Genomic DNA, 21,430 nt, shown 5'->3' on the forward strand with positions numbered 1-21,430 from the left:
CAATCTAATAACGTAATCGTTCCTAATAGATTTCATACTTAAAACAACATATTTTGGGCTGTTTGCAACATTTATTTATTTATGAGAGTAAACCTTAGTTATTTTGAAGCTAGCCCCACTTGAAACCAACCCAATGATTAATCTGTTTAAGCCCTACTTTAAAGCGATTGTTTTTTTCCTTATCGCATTTAGCACAATTTCTGGATTTTCACAATTAAGTGACTTGCATTATCTACCACCGATGAAGCAAGGTCAAAATAATCAGGGTATTCAATTCCAGGCAGTACACTTGTCTACTCCGGAAACCACAGCTTTCACGATAAATGTATATCAAGGTACAAATACCACTCCTTTACAAACTTTCTCTATCGATAATTTAAACCCAGTTGCTTGGAACTTAGCAAATGGGGATAACAACATTACTTTAGTAGATAATAACAATACCGGGGTAGTACTTACAAATAGTGGATTGCGTTTTGAAGCACCTAGTGGTGAAAAATTTTATGTTAACTATAGAGGTAAATCGGGAGCACAAGCAGCTTCTTTAACTGCAAAGGGGAGACAAGCCCTTGGAACTAATTTTAAATGGGGTGGTGTTCCAAATAAGGGTAGTCAAATTTCTAAGTCCAACACTTTAGGTATCATGGCTACTGAGGATAACACTACTGTTACCCTATCTGGTTATGACCCTGGCTGTGAATTTAGAGTGGGGGCTAACAGAGCGGGTATAACAGCAAATTCATATACGGTAACATTAGATAGGAACGAATCATTTGTTTTTGAAACCTACATAGGTACAGCTCCTACCCAAGCTCATGAAGACGGTTGGATCGGTGCCTCCATTGTAGCTACTAATGATATTGTTATAAGTAATGGTTCTATCAATTTTGGTAGCCAAGATGGTGCTAGTCATAGAGATGCTGGTATTGATCAACCTGTACCCGTAAATAAATTAGGTAAAGATTATGTATTTATAAGAGGTAACGGTAATGCTAATGGTCTTACGGAATTTCCTTTAATCATTGCAACTGCCGATAATACTCAAATATTTGTTGGCGGTAATACAACACCACTAGCAACCATAGATGATGGTGAATATTTTAAAATTCCTAGCACTTATTATTCGTCCAACTCTGCAGGTGCAAATATGTTTGTGCAAACCTCAAAAGACGTATATGCTTACCAATCTTTAGCAGGATCAACCGCTGCTTACACGCAAGGGTTGAATTTTGTTGCTCCTGTAAACTGTTTGTTACCCGATATAATGGATAATATTCCAGATATCAAAAACGTGGCAGGATCTATAATGACCGGTGGATTAACTATTACAGCCTCGGTAACTACTCCAGATGCAAACATTAAAGTATTTCAAGACGGAGTTGAGGTATCTAAACCAGCATCTGACTCAGTAACCGGAACCGACAAATGGAAAACATTTTTTATTCCCAATCTAGACGGGGATATTAGTGTTACATCAACTGGTCCTATGGCCATTGGTTTTTTTGGTTATAACGGAGCACAAGGTGTAGCCGGCTATTTTTCTGGGTTTGATACCGTACCAGAAGTAAGGCTAGAAATCAATGGAGGTACCGTTGGGGATTGCTTTGCAGGTTCAAGTATTTTTGAAGCATCAGATGATAATTTTGATGCCTATCAATGGTATTTTGATGGAGTTTTGATTCCAGGAGCAAACTCGTTTGATTATGCAGCGACTATTGCCGGTGATTACTTTGTTAGGGGAACCAAGGGTCCTTGTACCTATGATTCGCAATCTATAACAGTTTTCTATTGTGAACCGGATGTCTTGATTGAAAAAACCGTAGACAAACCTGAAATAAATGAAGGCGAAACAGCAACTTTCACCATTAGGGCTGAAAATAAATATTTTCGTGACATTACTAATTTGCAGATTACCGATAATATCCCTGCCGGATTAACCTTAGTTAACGCCAATACAATTACAGGAAGTTGGAACGGAACAGTTTGGAACATTGGAACTTTAGAACCAGGAGATATTGTTTTTCTAGAGCTTGAGGTACGAGGAGACGAAATAGACATCTTGCCATTACTCAATCTCGTAAATACAGCTACCAATTCTCAAGACCAAACGGATGCCAATACTACAAGAGATGAGCCTTCTGCCCGAATTATAGTACATAACGATTTTGATAATGACGGCGTAGTGGATAGTGTTGATTTGGATGATGATAATGACGGAGTTTTAGATGCCGTTGAACAAATGTGTATCATTTCTAATGATGTGGCCTTCTCTTCGCCATCTTCCACGGTGTTAGGTGGTAGCGCCGTTACTGAGGTATTTACAAATTTCAATGGTTTTTGGAGAAGTTCTACTTCTTCAAAAAATCCAGTATTGCCCAACTTATCACATGAGTTATTGGCATTTACCTCCGGAGGCACCACTTTTAGTACTGGGGTTGCAGACAATGACGTATATGACTCCAACGGGAATGGTTTAATAGACGGCATAGACTCAAATAATGATGGAATTGCGGATATTTCGGCCACAGAATCTAACTGGATGGCCTTGACTCCTTCGAATAACATTTATAGCGAGGCAACTTTTGAAACCAGTTTAAATGATGGGAATGTTGATAATGCTTTGGGATTGACCGTTGTAAATGACCCTACTACAGACCTATTAAATCCTTTGTTGACCCACGGACAAAACGGATTGGACCTAGGTACCGGTATTGTTAACATCGGTGATACATGGGTTTATGAAATAGACCCTATAGTAGCGACTAACGTAGGTGATGGTATGCCTGATATATTATTGACCCAGGTTGCAGATCCGAATGGTGTCGGTCATATAGTAAGTTTTTATGATGCCACAGGTGCACCGCTTGGTAATGCTGTGAGGGTGCAGGCCTCAAGTGGAGGAGCTCTAGCAAGTGTTGTTGGTTCCTATAGACTAGATATTTATAATGCCAACGGCAGCGTCTTCTTTCATAATACCACAAGAGATTACCGCTTGGCCACCGTAGAATTGTCAGAATTTAATATACCCACCGCTAGTTTGAGTGACGTGGCCTACCTACGATTAGAACTTGGTTCAAATGCCGATGTTGCATTTTTATCCTACAATACTTCGTCATTTTCAGGATTTTGTGCGAATCTGGATACTGATATGGATGGCTTTCCGGATCATTTGGACTTAGATAGTGATGATGATGGTTGTAGCGATGCGAACGAGTTTTATAAAAGTGATACTGCCGATGGTGGCGATGGCGGAGAATATGGTACAGGAGTTCCTGTAGTTGACCCTACTGATGGAACCGTAAATGCAGCGTCTTACAATCAGGTATTTGCTCCGGTTATTGTTCTGGGTAATACTACTGAGGAACTAGGTGGTACGGATATTAATGGTCAAGATGTAAGTTTAGGAGATACTTTTAATTATGTAATACGATTTCAAAATACCGGTGATGATGATGCAACCAATTTCACTATAAGAGATGTTTTACCTAATAATGTAACGCTGGACGACATCAATGTTGATGACGCTCCCGGAGTAACCAATATTTACAATGCAGGCACAAATACCATAGAATTTACTATTCCTGACAATCTGGTTGAAATTGATGATCCTGAGTACAAAATTAAGATTACCGTTTCCATATCCGGTGATTGTTCTGAATTTGTTGCGGTTTGCGCTTCTCAATTAGAGAATAACGCTTTTGCTACTTACCAAGGTATTTTAAATACAAACACCTTCTCTGATGAAGATGGGAGTAATACGGCAGGTTCTTGTGTTTCCGACCTAGAAGTTGCTGCTAATAATGTTGCCGATGCCTTAATTAACTGTAACGTGGCCAGATCCGTACAGCTATGTGGTGCGGATGCCGAACTTACCGCAGGTTCTGGTTTTGAAACTTACAATTGGGCAATTGATTTAAATAATAATGGAACAATTGATTCAGGAGATACTTTATTAAACGATGGAGATCCTGACAGTGACCCAAGTACGTTAACTATAACTACCGTAGGCAACTATATTGTTGAAAAAACAGTGAGTAATGGCTGCTCTAACCATACAGAATTAATTTCCGTAGAACGTTATGGTGAAACCCAGACCAACCCAATTATTGAATATTTTAATCAAGTAAATGGTGATAGTAATCCTGATAACAATATTCAAGGTGAAATCGTTACTTGTTCTATAGATGGAAACTCAATGCCTAATATTTTTCTTTGTGGCACTAGTGATAGTGCATTTATACAATTAGGTATTACAGATGCACAAAGTATTACTTGGCAAAAATTAGATGAAAGTAGTTGCAATGAAGCAACTTGTGGCGAAGTTAGCGATGACTGTGCCAATACTGATAGTAATTGGACTTGGACTCAAGAGGCTGTTTCAAATAATTTTACCATTACCGAAAGTGGAAAATTCAGGGTGGTTATCGCCTATGAAGGTGGATGTTTTAGTAGATTCTATTTTAATGCATATCAAAATACTCTTGATATTCCGGAGCCCGATTCTTCTGATATTATTTGTGATACAGATGGTTCAATACGAGTTATTGATTTAGGTCCAGGATATGGATATCAATTATTTGATGTAGCGAACAACACTATTACTATTCCTTTTACTGCTGGCCAAGGTCCAAACTTTGACATTACTACTAGCGGCACTTACAAGGTTCAAATTACGCAACTTGATCCATCAACTGGGGCTCCAATAGCCAATAGCTGTGTGTTTGAAACTGAAGATATCGGAATTCAAGAAAGAATTTTTGAAGTAACCCTTAGCAGTACCCCTGAAGATTGCGATGAACTTGGAACCGTAGGTATTCAGGCATTAAACGTTTCTCCAGAGTACAGCTATGAGCTGTTCTTTGATAACGGTAGCGGAAGTGCCGGTGCATTTGTTAAAAACAATTTGGTTTCTACAGACAACACCCACACTTTTACAGGAGTTGCCGAAGGAGACTATGTGGTTGTAACTACTACAACAGATGGCTGTAGAGATGTTGATACGATTACCGTAGCCGAAATTCCTAAATTGATATTAACTGCTGCAACCCAAGAAGATATTACCTGTACACCAGGTGTTATCAACCTAACTCCATCAGGAGGAACAACAAACTATAAATATGCTATTTGGAGTAAAAATGGCGTCCTTAATTATACTGACGAAGCTAGTATTCCTGATGCGGATTATACGCCTAACACAACATTTTTATTTGGTTATGAAGGCAGTCCTTCTACCTATGTTCCTAATGCTGATGGCGATTATGTCTTTGTTGTCACGGATGATAATGGTTGTTTTGGATTCTCCAATAGTGTACATATAGACGATTTAGGTACGGTAAGTATCACTGCTTCTAATTCAGAAATTACTTGCGCAGATTCATCTACTTCCGTATTAACTATCAATGCTTCGGGAGGTACCGCACCTTATCAATATAGCTTAGATGGTGGCACAACCTACCAAACTGAAAATTTCTTCAACAATATAGCTGCTGGTAATTACACGATTACCGTTATGGACTCTAGTGGTACTAGCGGAACTGGTTGTGAAGAATCTATACCATATGAGGTTGTTCAACCTTTTAGACTTACAGCATCTCCAGCAATTATTGAAGACGCTTCTTGTGATACTTCTGGCGCTGCAATTCCAACCGCTCTAGTAAAAATACTGAATACTACTGGTGGTCAAGCTCCATATGAGTATAGTTTTGATGGCGGAAGTACTTTTGATATAATTGATCAAAAACGTTTGGCTTCTGGTACTCACCAATTGGTAGTAAAAGATGCTTTGGGATGTTCTACGGATTTAGAAATTACGGTTCCTAACATAATTGCAGACCCTAGTTTTGGTAATGATGTTACATATACTTGCGATGGTAATGGCGTTATAACCATTACACCATCTAATACAACAGATTTCTTATACGAATACCAACTAAACGGTACCGATAATGTGCCTGTAGACAGCAATATTTTTAATGCTGTGTCTCCGGGTACACAAACTGTAACCGTTGGATATACAAGTACTATAGCAGCTAACCAAAGTACATTGTTTCTTGAGAACTTTGGAACTGGGGGTACTACTCAAATTGCAGAAGTTGGTCCTGGATATTGTTTTGAACCTCAAGATGGCACAGATACCGATTGTAATTTAGGCCCTGCCGGTATTTTGGTAAATGCAGAATATGCGGTAACCGATAGAGTAACCAATCCTAATATTACGTGGAGAAGCCCTAACGACCATACTGGTTTGACCGATGGTAGATTTATGGCAATAGGTGTGAGTGTCTCCGCAGGAAATAATAACATTCTTTGGTCTAGAACAGGATTAGATGTACTAGCAAATCAAGATATTACAATTTCCTTTTATGCCTATAACTTACAAGTAGATGGTACTCCTGGTCGCGAACCGGAAGTGCTTGTAGAGCTAGTTGATGCCTCTGGAACTGTTATTAACAGTATGGCAACAACTGCTATTGACAAAAATAACAATGCAGATGACTGGCACTTAAGAGAGGTAACCTTTAACCCTGGGGCAAATACGGTTGCTGGTGTTTTATTACGTACCAATCTAGATAGCGATGACGGAAACTTCTTGGTTTTAGATGATATTCAGGCAATCCAAACTCCTGAAATATGTGAAAAAACACAAGATGTTACAGTTGTTGTAGAATCTGGTAAAACTTTTGAACTAGCAATTTTGGGAAGTACAGACCCTACTTGTAACGGTTCAGATAATGGTAATATTCGTTTTGAAGTAACTAATTTTGATTCTGCTTTTGGATATCAATATTCTATTGACGGAGGTACTACTTGGGTAACGGAGACAACTTCTCCAATAACTACCTCTTCTACCCTTGCCGATGGTACATACAATGTAATGGTCGAAAAAATAGACGACAATACGTGCACTGATACCTCAGCTACTACTGTTACCCTAACTTCTCCAAACGTATTAACAGCAAGTTTACAACAGAAAGCTGAATTTACGTGTTTTAATACCGGTGCTACATTGGAAGCAACAGCTACTGGAGGTACTCCTGGTTATGAATATCAGTTAGAATTAACTGATGGAACAGTAATTAGGCCTTTTAGTAATTCGTTACAATTCCTAAATGTGCCACAAGGAGACTACTATGTAAGAATTAGCGATTTAAATAACTGTGAAACTTTGTCTTCTACGACAGTTTCCATTGCCCAACCAAATACGGTAAGTTTTGATTTAACCGCTACACAATGTTATGACGGACTTAGCAATGGAACAGTAACTGCAACCGTAACTGACGGAAATGGAAATTATTCATTTAGAATAAATAGTGGAGCATGGCAAACCCCTACTCCTATTACAGGTTTAGCATATACTTTTAATAACTTATCAGAAGGAACTTTTGATGTTGAAGTAACTGATCAATATGGTTGTATTTCTACCATACAATCAATTACTATTGCTCCAACAATTACACTTAGTGTGGTTCCAACAAATGCTAGTGTTTGTGCGGATGGTACTTTAACAGCAACGGCATCTGGTGGTGACGGTAATTTTGTATATGCCTTTATTCCTTCAGGTAATACAGTTGTAGACAGTGATTTCATTGCTTCTAACACTACCTCTATTGCTTTAGCTAATATTGGAGATTACGATATTTATGTAAGGGATCAAGCAAACGGTACCGATGCATGCCAAACTATGGTAACGGAGACCATTGCCGCTAATCCAGTTTTAGCAATGACCGCTGTACCAACAGACCCTGACTGTCATGATGGTACTGGTAGTATTGCAGTGAATATTAGTGACGGATTATCTCCTTTCGATTATCGTTTGGTAGATATGACCAACGGAACTCCGGATCAAGTTCAAACTAATGTTACGGGTAACACCAAAACCTATTACAACTTGGCACCAGGCACCTATGACGTAATTGTTACAGATGATGCTGGATGTTCAGAAAATGAAACAGTAGTCATAAATCAACCAGCTGAATTAACTGCCGATATAGTTTTAGCCTATGCTAGCGATTGTACAGGTGGAGTAGCCGACTTTGGCTTCGATTTTACAAGTGTTACAACTGGACTGGTTGGTACAATTGAATATAGTGCTGATGGTGGTACTACTTGGGTATCATCTCCGGTATTTAGAGGATATACTTCCGGCGATGAAGTTTATCCTTCTCTTCGTACAGTAGATATTAGTAGCAATTTAATTTGTCAGACAGATCTTCCTAGAGAGATTATACCTTATCCTTTAGATGATTTAGATATAACTACTTCTTCCGTAGTTGAAAACTGTGATGAACTAAAAGTGGAAGTACAAGGTGGTGAGGGAATACCTGGATATGAATATGCATATTCTAATGACCCTTCAAATTTTGATGCTACAACAGCTACATGGCATGTTGGTGGTAGCACTCATCTTGATGGTACTGCTGTTACGCCAGGGCATGGTAGTTATGAATTCACGAACTTAATTCCAGGTAGAACTTATGTGTTCTACGTGAGGGACAGCAATACGCCTAGTTGTACAAGACAAAGTACTGTAAATGTAAATGAGATTGCAGGTGGTCTACCTATGGTCATCACTGCAGATATTACCCCGTCTTGTAGCACTTCAAATAATGGTGCCATTACATATACAATTGTAGATGAAGATGGTATTACCGAGCCAAATATGGAATGGTTCTTATATGATGTTAATGGCGTGCTTATTAGAGATAGTGCAGGTACGGTTGTATATAGCAATACGATAACAATCACCAATCTAGCACCAGACGAATATTACATAGAAGTAAGACAAATAGATGGTGGTGGTGCACAACAATGTATCAGCGCCAGTGAAAACGAAATCTTAGATGAGTTAGAAATCATCACAGGAGACACAAGTTCAATTCAGGATATATCTTGTGAAAACCCTGGCTTAATCAAAATAGATAATGTTCAAGGTGGTGGAGGTACTTATTTCTATACCATTACCGGTCCTAGTCCTTTTACTACTATAACAACGACAAGTGACAACCCTATTGAAATAGCAGCAAATTCTCCTGCCGGCACATATACTGTTACCGTAGAAGATCAATATGGTTGTTCTTACAATCTAATTGATGTTTCAATGAATTTTATGGCCGCACCAAGTATTACGGATGTGGTGATAGCTAATTGCGACACCAATGCATCTGTTACCATTAATGCAACTGGTACAGGTACAATTCTATATTCTTTAGATGGCGGAAGTACATATCAAAACAATGGAGGTGTTTACAATACTGTTCCTGCGGGTAACTATGATGTATTCATAAAAGATGCTTCTGGTTGTATAGACACTTTAAATATAGACGTACACCCTACTCTACAAGCTTCGGCAAGTTTAGATAAACAATTAGGTTGTGATGCTGGCTTTGAAGCAGAAATAGCAATAGAAGGTCTTGCAGGTTCAGGAAATTATGAATTTGAAATCTTAGATAGCGCCTCAGCTAATGTAGTTACACGTCAAACCTTAACAGGTGGTGCAATGAACGTAGCAGTAAGTGTTCCGGATAACACTATAGATACAGATTACACAGTTAACGTTTATGACATAGGAACCGCTTTACCAAATTGTAGTAGGACTTTTACTGTGAAAATTCCGGCAGCAATACGACCAGATTTTACAGCTAACCCTACAGATGTAAGTTGTTCTGGAGCAAATGATGGTAGTATAGAATTGGTTCAAACCAACAATGGTAATAATCCATTAACCTATACATTAACGCCAATGCCTGCTGGTGCATCTTGGGATGCTACCACCCAATCATACATAAACCTACCCGGTGGCACGTATGATGTGGAAGCTAGAGGCCCTAACAACTGTCCAACAGTAAAATCTGTAATAGTAAATGAAAACGCGCTTATTACTTTTGCCTTACCAGTTGTAGACCAATTTGGTTGTACTAGTGATAATAATACCAACAACGCAACCATCACTATTGATTTGAGTAGTATTTCTAACGGAAGTGGTACTTATAATCGTTTTGAATTCATAGATGATGCTACTTCTAATGTACTCCAAAATAGCAGTAGTTTAGTTTATGAGTATACAGATGTTGCGGGTGGCAATGTTATTGTTCGCGTATATGATGATGAAGGTTGTTCAGTTGAACAAACGGTTACAGTAAATGCTTATGATGCTTTAGTTGATGCTACAGTTGTAGTAACACGCGAAATTGATTGTGTTAATAGTGGTGAAGATTTAAGAATAGACGTAACTAGCTCTATTACTAATTCTACTACTGACCTTAGCAACTATGAATTCAGAATCTTGCCTTCCTCTACCTACCAAGCATCTAATGAATTCTTGAATAGATTAGAAGGTAATTATACCATAGGTATAAGAAATATTACCACGGGTTGTGAAATTATAAGAAGCCATACCGTAGAAGATCCAAATACATTTAATGTAGTGGTAGATAAATTATCTGATGTTGTTTGTCACGGAACTGATGGAAGTATTCAAATTACTTTTACCGATGCTACTTATACTGGTAATTTTGATTGGGAAGTTTTAAATGCCGATGGCACAGCAACAACCCGAACGGATGACGAAGGTATTTTTAATGGTACAGGCACAACCGCATCTATTCCAGTAGCTGCGGGTAATTATATTGTTAGAGTTGCACAAGTTGGTTTCCCAGAATGTAGCCAAGAACGTGCAATTACTATCACAACGCCAAGCGCACCAATTACTTTGGCTACTATAGAAACTAAGGATGTTGGTTGTTCCAATGATATGGGTAGTGCTAATATTACACCTAACGGTGGTGAAGCGCCTTATGATATTATATTAACCCACGTTCCTTCTGGCACAACTTACCCAGCCAATCAAGTAAATAGTTACTTGTTCAGAGGTTTACGCGATGGACAGTATTCTGTTGAAGTAACAGATAACTTAGGTTGTACGGTACCTTTTAACAATGCATTTGTATTGTCTCCACCAGAGCCAATAGTCGCAAGTATTCTATCAATTGTAGAATTAGTTTGCGAAGGTGGTACCGATGCAGAAATAACTGCAGAATTTACACCAAGAACTATTAGCAACCCTACACCAAGTTATAGATATATTCTTAAAACTTATGACAGTGACGCTCCAGGTGCCAATCTGTTACAGACTTCAAACTCTCAAACTACAGCTACCTTTAGCAACTTAAGATCTGGTTTCTATAGCGTTACTATTTTAGACGATTTAAATTGTTCTGACGAAACCAATATTGTAGAAATTGTTGAACCTACCGAAGTAGAAGGTTCAATAGTAACTGCACAACGGTTGAGCTGTTTGTCCGATGCAGAGCTATTGTTAACCGCTTCTGGCGGTACGGGCCCATACGCGTGGAACACCACTGGTATTCCTCCGTTCAACAACATGAACGAAACTAGTGGACCAAACACCCATTTGTTTACTGGTATTTCAGCAGGTAATTATCAATATTATATACAGGATAGTGAAGGTTGTATTTCTATACTCACGAACAGTATTACTATTAATCCAATTACCCCATTAGCGATAACATTGGATAATGCTAATCCAACGATTAATTGTAATGGTGATAATTCTGGAGTTATTAATGCAGAAGCTGCAGGAGGATTAGGTGATTACCAATATGCTTTGTTCTCAGATTCAGGTTTAACCAACGAAGTAAGTCCGAATCAACCAACAGGTTTATTTACAGATTTATTGGCAGGTACTTATTTTGTTAGAGTTCAAAGTGATGATTGTGAAATAACATCTTCGGCAATAACAATTACCCAGCCAGACCCTCTTCTAATAGATACCGGTAACACCATTTTTAATGATGTAACCTGTAACGGAGCTGATGATGGTAGCATTACGGTAAATATGCTTGGAGGAACTGGTATTTATCAATATGCCATCTCTCCAAATTTGGATAGATTTAGTGATGACAATACTTTTGACGAGCTTGCTCCAGGAGATTACACCATAATCGCACAAGATTCTAACGGATGCTTTGAACTTTTTGAAGCTACCATAGAAGAACCTGAAGTATTAGAAGTATCCGCTATAGCTACACCAGAAATTTGTGTTGGCGAAGAAGATGGTACTATTGAATTAACTATTACCGGTGGTACTGCCCCATATAGTACTCGCCTGTTAGATGAATCTAATTTTGTTCTAGATAGAACCAGTTTTGCGAATATGGCCGCTGGGTTGTACATTATATATATTGAAGATGCGCAAGGTTGTGAGGAGACTATTACGGTAACTGTTGATCCGGGGGTTAACCTTGGAGCTCAGGTAGAGCCTGTCTATGGTTGTAATGGAAACACTCCTAACAATTATGTGAACATTGTACTTGATGATTTAAGTATTGAAAACGATGTACTTTTTGGACTGGATACAACGGACCCGTCTGAAATGCAGCTGAACCCGTTCTTCCGTGATATTGCCCCTGGTACACATTACATTGCTATTTCTCATGAAAATGGATGTATGACAACCTACAGTTTTGAAATAGAAGCTTTTGACCCATTAACCTTAACGGTGTCAGAAACTAATATTAATGAAATTACTGCAGTGGCAGGTGGCGGTAGAGAAAACTACACCTACTATTTTGGTGATACGAACAATGGCACCGACAATGTATTTTACATCACCAAAACGGATACCTATTTGGTTAGAGTTGTTGATGAAAATGGTTGTGAATTTACAGAAAGTATTTTCATGGAATTCATTGATATAGAGATTCCAAATTTCTTTACACCAAATGGCGATGGAGCAAATGACATCTGGAAACCAAAGAACATAGAAATCTATCCAGACATCTTCATTAGCATTTATGATAGGTACGGCCGTACAGTTTATAAGTTCAGAGATAATGAAGACGGTTGGGGTGGATTCTATCAAAAATCAGAATTGCCTTCAGGTGATTACTGGTATGTAATTAAATTGAATGGTGAAGCAGACACAAGAGAGTTTGTTGGACATTTCACCTTATATAGATAAGTAAATTAATAGAGGTGGCTAATTCAGTTACCTCTATTTTACGGACAAAAACCACTTAATACTAGAGTTTTACAACTTATAGTTGTGCTTTTAGTAATGTTTGAGTTTCTTAGGTACCTAATGACCACCTAAACTTACAATGAGGCAAAAGTTAATTTTATTTATTTTATTCACGATGGTTTCCGTATCTGGGTTTTCCCAGTTGAGTGACCTTCATTATTTGCCGCCATTAAAACAAGGTGGCAACAACCAAGCAGTTACCCAACAGAGTATTTATTTATCCAGCCCAGAAACTACAGCCTTTTCTGTAAATATTTATCAAGGCACATCTACAACCCTTTATAGCACAACTACGTTATCTAAAACTACTCCTCAAGAAATAGCACTAGCTAATGGTGATAACAACATTACCATGATGGAAAATGACAGTACTGGTGTTGTTATTACAACTGGAGGTTTACGATTGGAAGCTCCAGGTGGCGAAAAATTCTATGTGAATTATAGAGGTAGATCCGGGTCACAAGCAACTTCCCTTACAAGTAAAGGAAGGCAGGCAATGGGAAATCATTTTAAATGGGGAGGAACTCCAAATAAAGGTACTCAAAACAGTTTGACAAATTCGTTGGGAATAATGGCTACTCAAGATGGTACTACGGTAACCGTCTCAGGTTATGATCCAGATTGTGAGTTTAGATTAGGAAGTGATCGAGACGGTCTCACAGCTGATTCCTACACCATAAATTTAGATGCAAACGAATCTTTTGTGTTTGAGGCATATGTTGGAGAAACTCCTGCTAATGCAGACGGTTGGTTAGGAGCGGATGTAGTTTCCAATAATCCTATAGTCATAAGTAATGGGGGCCTTAACACTGGGGCAAGAGTTGGTTACAGTGGTAGAGATGCTGCAATTGATCAGCCGGTACCTCAGAATAAATTGGGAAAAGAATATGTCTTTATTAGAGGAAACGGAACAAGTGAAACAGAAATACCAATAATTATAGGTACTCAAAACGGCACGAATATTTATGTAAACGGAAGTACAACAGCTATCGCTACTATAAACGATGGTGATTATTTTGAAATACCTGAAAGCAATTACTCGGTTTCTTCGGCAGGAGGAAATATGTATGTAACCACTTCAAAAGATGCTTACGCCTATCAGTTAATGGCAGGTGCAAGTGCTATTTATACCCAGGGATTAAATTTTATTGCCCCTGTAAATTGCTTATTACCAGATACAGTAGATAACATTACACACATAGAAGATGCCGCTGGAGTAACCATGACCGGTGGAGTAACTCTAATTGCCTCTACCACTACCCCAGATGCAAACATTACCGTAACGGATGGTAGTGGTCCAATAGCCTTACCCGCACCATCGGCAGTTGCCGGAACGAGCTTATGGAAAACCTATTATGTTGCAGGACTAACTGGAGATGTAACCATAGAATCAACAGGACCAATAGCAGTTGGCTTTATAGGCTTTAGTGGTGCCAGAGGTATTGCTGGTTATTTTTCTGGTTTTGATACCGTACCTGCAGTAGATCTACAAGTTACAGGTGGTGGTTGCTTGCCTACCGCAGAAGTAGAGGTTACCGACCCCAATTTTGATGATTACCAATGGTTTGAAAACGGTGTCCTTATTGTAGGTGCAAATAATTCTACCTATACACCAACTAATGCAGGCGATTATTACGTACGGGTTACAAAGGGAGGGTGCACCTATGATTCCCAACCTTTAACCGCTTACTATTGCGATCCCGATATCATTCTGAGCAAGGATGCAGACCAAAATACGATTACCGAAGGAGATACGGTCACTTTTACAATTACTGTTGAAACTTTAGGAATAGATCCGGTCACCAACTTAGTTTTGACCGATGTTTTACCACCGGGCCTAGAATTGATTTCCTCCTCTATATCCAAAGGAACGTTCACTTATCCCGATTGGAATGTTGGAGGTATGACTTCCGGTGATCTAGAAACTTTGACTTTGGTCACCAGGGCCAGTCTAGAAAATATTTATTCTACAACCGCCAACTACACGAATACGGTAACCAACAGCCAAGACCAGGTAGACTCCAACATCACGATGGACGACCCTTCCGAAACCGTAACGGTAAGCAAAAACACCCCTACTACTGTAATAACGAATAGAAGAATTACCTATCGCGTAAATAGAAATTAATCTTTTAGTGTAACATTGTATGAAGTATCTCGTCAAGTAGGTATAATCAATCAAAAAACACTTGACGTGAGCACTATTCTAACAGTTAATCATCTCACCAAAAAGTTTGGATATCTAACGGCTGTCAAAGACCTTTCTTTCACCATTGAAAAAGGAAATGTATATGGCATTCTTGGACCGAACGGAAGCGGTAAATCTACTACTCTAGGTATTGTTCTAAACGTGGTAAACGCCACACAAGGTAATTTTGCTTGGTTTGACGGCACTACAACTACCCATCAAGCCTTAAAGAAAGTGGGCGCTATTATTGAAAGACCCAACTTCTATCCTTATATGACCGCGCTTCAAAACCTGAAATTGGTTTGTAAAATAAAGGAAGTTAGCGAAGATAAAATAGAGGAAAAACTAGAGCTTGTTGGTTTGTTAGACCGAAAAAACAGCAAGTTCAGAACCTATTCTTTGGGTATGAAGCAACGCCTGGCCATTGCCTCTGCCCTTCTCAACGACCCTGAAATTCTAATTCTTGATGAACCCACAAATGGATTAGACCCACAGGGAATTCATCAAATACGGGAGATCATTAAAAAAATAGCTTCTCAAGGCACGACTATTTTATTGGCATCGCACCTTTTGGACGAAGTTGAAAAAGTCTGTAGCCATGTTATTATCCTAAGAAAAGGAGAAAAATTATACTCTGGCCGTGTAGATGGCTTGTTAGCAAGTCATGGTTTTTTTGAATTAAAGACCGATAACCTTGAGAATTTAAAAACCTTTTTAGAAAAACATGCAAGTTTCGGAAGAATAAAGTTGGAAAACGGCTGCATCACTGCAATTTTAAAAGAAGAGATGAATGCGGGTGAACTGAACAAAACGCTTTTTGACCAAGGTATAATACTATCTCACCTAGTAAAAAGAAAAGAAAGCCTAGAAGAGCAATTCCTGACCTTGACCAAAAACCAATCCAACTAAAAGCCATGAGACGACTCCTTCAAATAGAATTCATAAAATTGTGGAACAACAGGGCTAGCAAAGTCTTGATTCTGGCGTACTTTGTATTGCTTACCTCTATAGCATTAGTTGCCGCGGTTAAGTTTGATATTGGCCCAATAAAATTCCATTTAGCAGAACAGGGAATTTTCAACTTTCCATACATATGGCACTTCAATGCTTTTATAACAGCATTTTTTAAATTGTTTCTGGCTATTGTAATTGTATCCATGATGGCTAACGAATACAGTAACAAAACTATTAAACAGAATTTAATTGACGGTCTTTCCAAAAAGGAATTTATCCTTTCAAAATTTCTGACCGTCGTTACTTTTTCTTTAATTTCAACAGTTTTTGTTTTTGGAGTTTCGCTCGTTTTAGGTCTTTTTTACTCCAATTTTACTGAAATTAGCATCATTTTCTCCGGTTTAGAGTTCCTTTTGGCTTTTTTCGTAAAGCTAGTCGGTTTCTTCTCCTTCTGTTTATTTCTTGGTATTTTAGTAAAACGTTCTGCCTTCGCTTTAGGTTTTCTAATCCTATGGCAAGTATTTGAATCTTTTATCCGCGGCATTATTAGATGGCGTTTTTTTGATGGAGAGACTACGGATATCATTATGGGTTTCTTTCCGCTAAATGCCATGTGGAACCTAATTAAAGAACCTTTTACCAGATTAAGTGCCGTACAAACTGCCGTAAACCAAATGGGCGAAGAAGTTGTATTAAATTATCACGTGCATTGGTATGAAATATTGATTGTCCTAGCTTGGACGGCCATTTTTATTTATGGGTCTTACGCTCTTTTGAAAAAAAGAGATTTATAGAGCATTCTTTACATAGTTTTCTACTGGTAATCCAGTAGAAATAAGTCGCTGTTTTCTAGTATTTATTAGTCGGAATTATTAGCGGATTACCCTTTAAGTTATATTCATTCCTAGAATATAATTGAACGCTATGAAATTCTTCTTTACACTACTAATTATCCTTACCTGTTTCTCGGGAATTTCTCAGCAAGCAAATGATTGTTTTGATGCCATAGTAGTTTGTGGCAATAGTGATATTTCCAGTAATGCTTCAGGTTTTGGCACACAAGAGTTAGACCCCACTACAAACCAATGTGTAAACCAAGAAGTCAATAGTTTGTGGATAAGTGTTAGTATTGCAGTAGGAGGCACACTTGCTTTCACAATTCAACCTAAGGTTGATGATTTAGAAGTAGATTACGACTTCTTTATTTTTGGTCCAAATAGTAATTGTCAGAATTTAGTAAGCCCCATACGATGTTCTACCACAAACCCACTTCAAGCCTCTTTAGGCTATAACATTACAGGGCTAAGCGAAATTGAATTAGATCAAAACGAAGGCCCAGGGCCAGACGGAAATAGCTTTGTTTCCCCTATTCCCGTTACTGCAGGAGAACAGTACTACATTCTCGTTGACAGACCTAATGGTGATGGTGGTTTTAATTTGGAATGGACAGGTACCGCCGGTTTTCTGCCATCTCCTAATGTTACCCAACCAAATGATCTTGAAGTGTGTTTATCAGAAGCGGATACGGTAGTTGATTTGACAGAAAATGAAGCCTCCATAACCACTAGTACCACTGCAACTATTTTATATTACACTTCATATAATAATGCCTTTGATGGTGTAAACGCAATTACCGACCCAACTCAATTTATGTACAATGGTACTAAGAATAATATTTATGTTCGAGTAACGAATCCCAATGGTTGTTTCGAGATTGTTGATTTTGGAATACAATCCATATTATTTGATAGCCCACCAGATTTTGACTACTCGTCCTGTGATCCAGATGGTGATGGGCAAGCAGATTTTCCAATAAATGATATTATCGCAGATGGTAAAAATGTATTTAACAATGCTTCTGACTTGGAATTGACCATACACCCGGATATAAACTCCGCAATACTGAATTCCAATACAATCACTAATCCAAATTTATCTTCCGCAAGCACAACGTTATATGCCCGTGTTTCGTCTACCCTATTCAATGATTGTTATATTACATATCCAATTTCATTAACTGTTAATTCATCCGAATTTGCAGCTTCCGTTAATTTAGTTCAATGCGATATTGACCAAGATAATTCGCTAGATGGTATTACCAAAATAGATTTAAATCAAGCCTTTCCAGATTTACAGGACAATGCCGTTTTATTTTACGAGACGAATGCCAATCGTGACGCCAATAATCCCATTGCCGACCCTAGCAATTATACCAACCTTGTCCCCTTTTCTACAACGATATTTTTTAAAGTAAATACTAGCACCTGTGGAAGTTTAGGTGAAATATATATTGAAATAAAACCTACAACTGTTGCTTTGAACACCTCGAGCCCAGTACAGTTATGTGATGATGATACCGAAGACGGAGTTTTAGCGGCTACTTTTGATCTAGAAAATATCCGCCAGAATACATATGCGGGAATGGACGTTGCTTTCTATGAAAGTTTAGAGGATGCTTCTTTAGAAAAAAATCCGCTTGACGGGAATTATAGAACCACTTCAACCTTCTTGTACACCCGCCTTGAAACTAATAATGAGTGTAATGACATAGAAGAAATTGAACTTATTGTCAACAGTTTACCGGAAATATCTCTAGAAAAACTTTATGAAATATGCGCTGATCAAGACCCTTTAATTATTGATGCTCCAGATGGTTTTGATGGATATAGTTGGCTTAAGATTGATAAAGGAATACCTCTGGAAATTAGCACCGATCAACAAGTAACGATTACAGAGCCCGGAAATTACAGCTTAGAAGTTGAAATTCAATATCAAAGCAACAATCAGCCCTCAAGCTGTTTAAATTATGCTGATTTTCTAGTTACACCTTCAACCCCTGTAGTGATTGAGGATATAAAAATTAAACAACTCTCCGATTATAGTACTGTAGAGGTTGAAATACGGGGAGACTCCGTTTATGAATATTCCCTTGATGGCGAAACCTATCAAGATGAAGCTAGGTTTGACAATGTAGAAGCTGGGCTCTATACCGTTTTTGTTCGTGATAAAAACGGTTGCAGTATTTCTGAAAGAGAAATTTCGGTTATTGGATTCCCCAAGTTCTTTACCCCTAACGGAGATGGTGCTAACGATATGTGGCAGGTAATTGGGGTAAATGCCAATTTTGGAGACCAAGTAATTAACATCTATAATCGCTACGGAAAACTTGTAAAACAACTTTACTCTAACTCTATTGGCTGGGATGGATTAATGAACGGACAGCCACTGCCTTCTTCAGACTATTGGTTTAGAATCAACTTAGAGAATGGCAAAGAGTTTAAAGGCCATTTTTCTTTAAAGCGATAGTTGCACAGATTATTTCCCTTTTAAAGGATAAAATCGGCCTTTCAAAGAAATTATACAATAACCAATATATAGCCTACTATATTAGCTCTCAAACGTTAGAGCTATATGAAACTCCCTCGCTATCATCTATTTATTATAGGTGTCCTTCTCGTATTTTTTAGAGGAAATGCAATAGACAATTACCCTCACCCCTTAGTTGGCAACGAACCATTTATTACCACATGGAATACAGATAACCCTGGTACATCAGATGATAATCAGATTACCATTCCTACATTTTCTAGTGAAATTTATAATTATACAGTTGACTGGGGTGATGGTAATACTGATGCTAATGTGACTGGCGACATAACACATACTTATTCCACGGCAGGAACATATGAAGTCTCTATCTCTGGAGAATTTCCACAGATAAATTTTCGCGATTTGGGGGACAAAGAAAAAATTATATCGGTCGTACAATGGGGAGATATTGAATGGAAATCAATGCGTAGCGCATTTAGCGGTTGTACAAATTTAGATGTAAGAGCTACAGATTCTCCTAATTTATCGGAGGTTACCATAGTAAATGGTATGTTTTCCGGTTGTTCCTCCCTTATAGGAAATGAGTCTTTCAATAATTGGGATATGGGCATGATTATAGAAATGGAAGGTATGTTTGCTGCCGCATCACAATTCAACCAACCAATAGGAAAATGGGATGTAAGCAATGTTAAAGATATGACCGGTACATTTAGCCAAGCTACCTCATTTAACCAAACTATCGGGAATTGGAATGTTGGGAAAGTGGAAGAAATGTGGGATATGTTCGGCGGAGCAACTAGTTTTAATCAAGACATAGGAGACTGGGATGTGAGCAATGTCTTGGACATGTGTGGTATGTTCCTTCTCGCTGAGTCATTTGACCAAAACCTAAGTAAATGGAAACCCACTAGTTTACGTTCTGCCTGTTATATGTTTAACTATTCATCACTATCCACCGCCAATTACGACGCCCTTTTAATAGGTTGGAGTGAACACAATCTTAAAACCAATGTAGATTTTGAGGCAGATAATAGTACGTACTGTGCCGGAGAGAAAGCCAGAAACAAGTTGATTAATACCTATGGGTGGAAAATTAATGACAAAGGATTTTTAGGTATTACAATAACTGAATTACCTAACCAAGAACATACAGACAGCTATACTCTTCCGACGATTACAGGGACAAACTTAACCGGAAACGAAATGTATTATACAGGCCCTACTGGCACCGGTCAATTTTTTTCTTTTGGTACAACGCTTTACGCAAGTGATTTTCCAGACTATCCCGTAACACTATACATTTATGATTTTAGTGGCGCTAGTACATCAGGCTGTAATGATGAGAAAAGCTTTGAGCTTACATTAAACACTATTTGTAAAAATCCAATTGCCGATAATTTAGAGTCTGCATTGAGCTGTACTAATTATACATTACCAGAACTAAGTAAAAACAATTTCTACTATACGGAAGCCAATGCTAATGGAGAAAAACTTGAAGGAGGTAATATTATCTACAACAGTAAAACGCTGTATATCCATACGGGCTCAGGCGACTGTTATGACGAGAATACTTTTAAAATTACAATAAACAGAAGTTTATGCGATATTGAGATTAAACCAGTTGATCCCTGCTTGGTTGAATTTCCACAATTTATAACACCTAATGGAGATGGCCGATTTGATGTATTCAAACCCAGAAAAAATCCTTGCGGGCAATCCGGTAAATTGCATATTCTTGACAGATATGGTAGACTTGTTTATGCAACTGACGATTTATCCTTGGGCTGGGACGGCACTGACAACTCACGAAAACTACCTGAAATGGATTATTGGTACCTATTCCAAAACTCTGATTCCGGTAAAACATTTACAGGTCATTTTTCAATACTCCGATAGCTTCACCAAAAATTTCAATCCAG

General features: G+C 38.2%; 6 protein-coding genes. All 6 read left to right on the forward strand.

From position 1 onward, the window contains the following. Positions 1-103: 103 nt before the first annotated feature. The 6 genes from IWB64_RS00710 (at position 104) to IWB64_RS00735 (ending at position 21,407) form a co-directional block, all read left to right on the forward strand. Positions 104-12,979 carry a T9SS type B sorting domain-containing protein gene (locus IWB64_RS00710; RefSeq protein WP_226975773.1) on the forward strand — a complete coding sequence of 4,292 codons (12,876 nt, stop codon included), beginning with the start codon at positions 104-106 and terminating at the stop codon, positions 12,977-12,979. A 139-nt stretch (positions 12,980-13,118) separates the two neighbouring features. Continuing rightward, the gene (locus IWB64_RS00715) at positions 13,119-15,167 is read left to right on the forward strand and encodes a DUF11 domain-containing protein (protein WP_194532210.1); all 2,049 of its coding nucleotides are present in this window, start codon (positions 13,119-13,121) and stop codon (positions 15,165-15,167) included. Between the two features lie 66 nt (positions 15,168-15,233). Next, positions 15,234-16,136, forward strand: a complete 903-nt coding sequence (locus tag IWB64_RS00720) for an ABC transporter ATP-binding protein (RefSeq protein WP_194532211.1) — start codon at positions 15,234-15,236, stop codon at positions 16,134-16,136. A 5-nt stretch (positions 16,137-16,141) separates the two neighbouring features. After that, the gene (locus tag IWB64_RS00725; RefSeq protein ID WP_194532212.1) at positions 16,142-16,975 is read left to right on the forward strand and encodes an ABC transporter permease; all 834 of its coding nucleotides are present in this window, start codon (positions 16,142-16,144) and stop codon (positions 16,973-16,975) included. Positions 16,976-17,105: 130 nt separating this feature from the next. Then, positions 17,106-19,487 (forward strand): T9SS type B sorting domain-containing protein, encoded by a 2,382-nt coding sequence (locus IWB64_RS00730; RefSeq protein WP_194532213.1) that lies wholly within the window; start codon positions 17,106-17,108, stop codon positions 19,485-19,487. A 105-nt stretch (positions 19,488-19,592) separates the two neighbouring features. Next, entirely contained in the window at positions 19,593-21,407 is a 1,815-nt protein-coding gene (locus IWB64_RS00735; protein WP_194532214.1) for a BspA family leucine-rich repeat surface protein, read from the forward strand. The last annotated feature ends 23 nt before the right edge of the window (positions 21,408-21,430 follow it).

Source organism: Zobellia nedashkovskayae, from assembly GCF_015330125.1.
Taxonomy (GTDB): domain Bacteria; phylum Bacteroidota; class Bacteroidia; order Flavobacteriales; family Flavobacteriaceae; genus Zobellia; species Zobellia nedashkovskayae.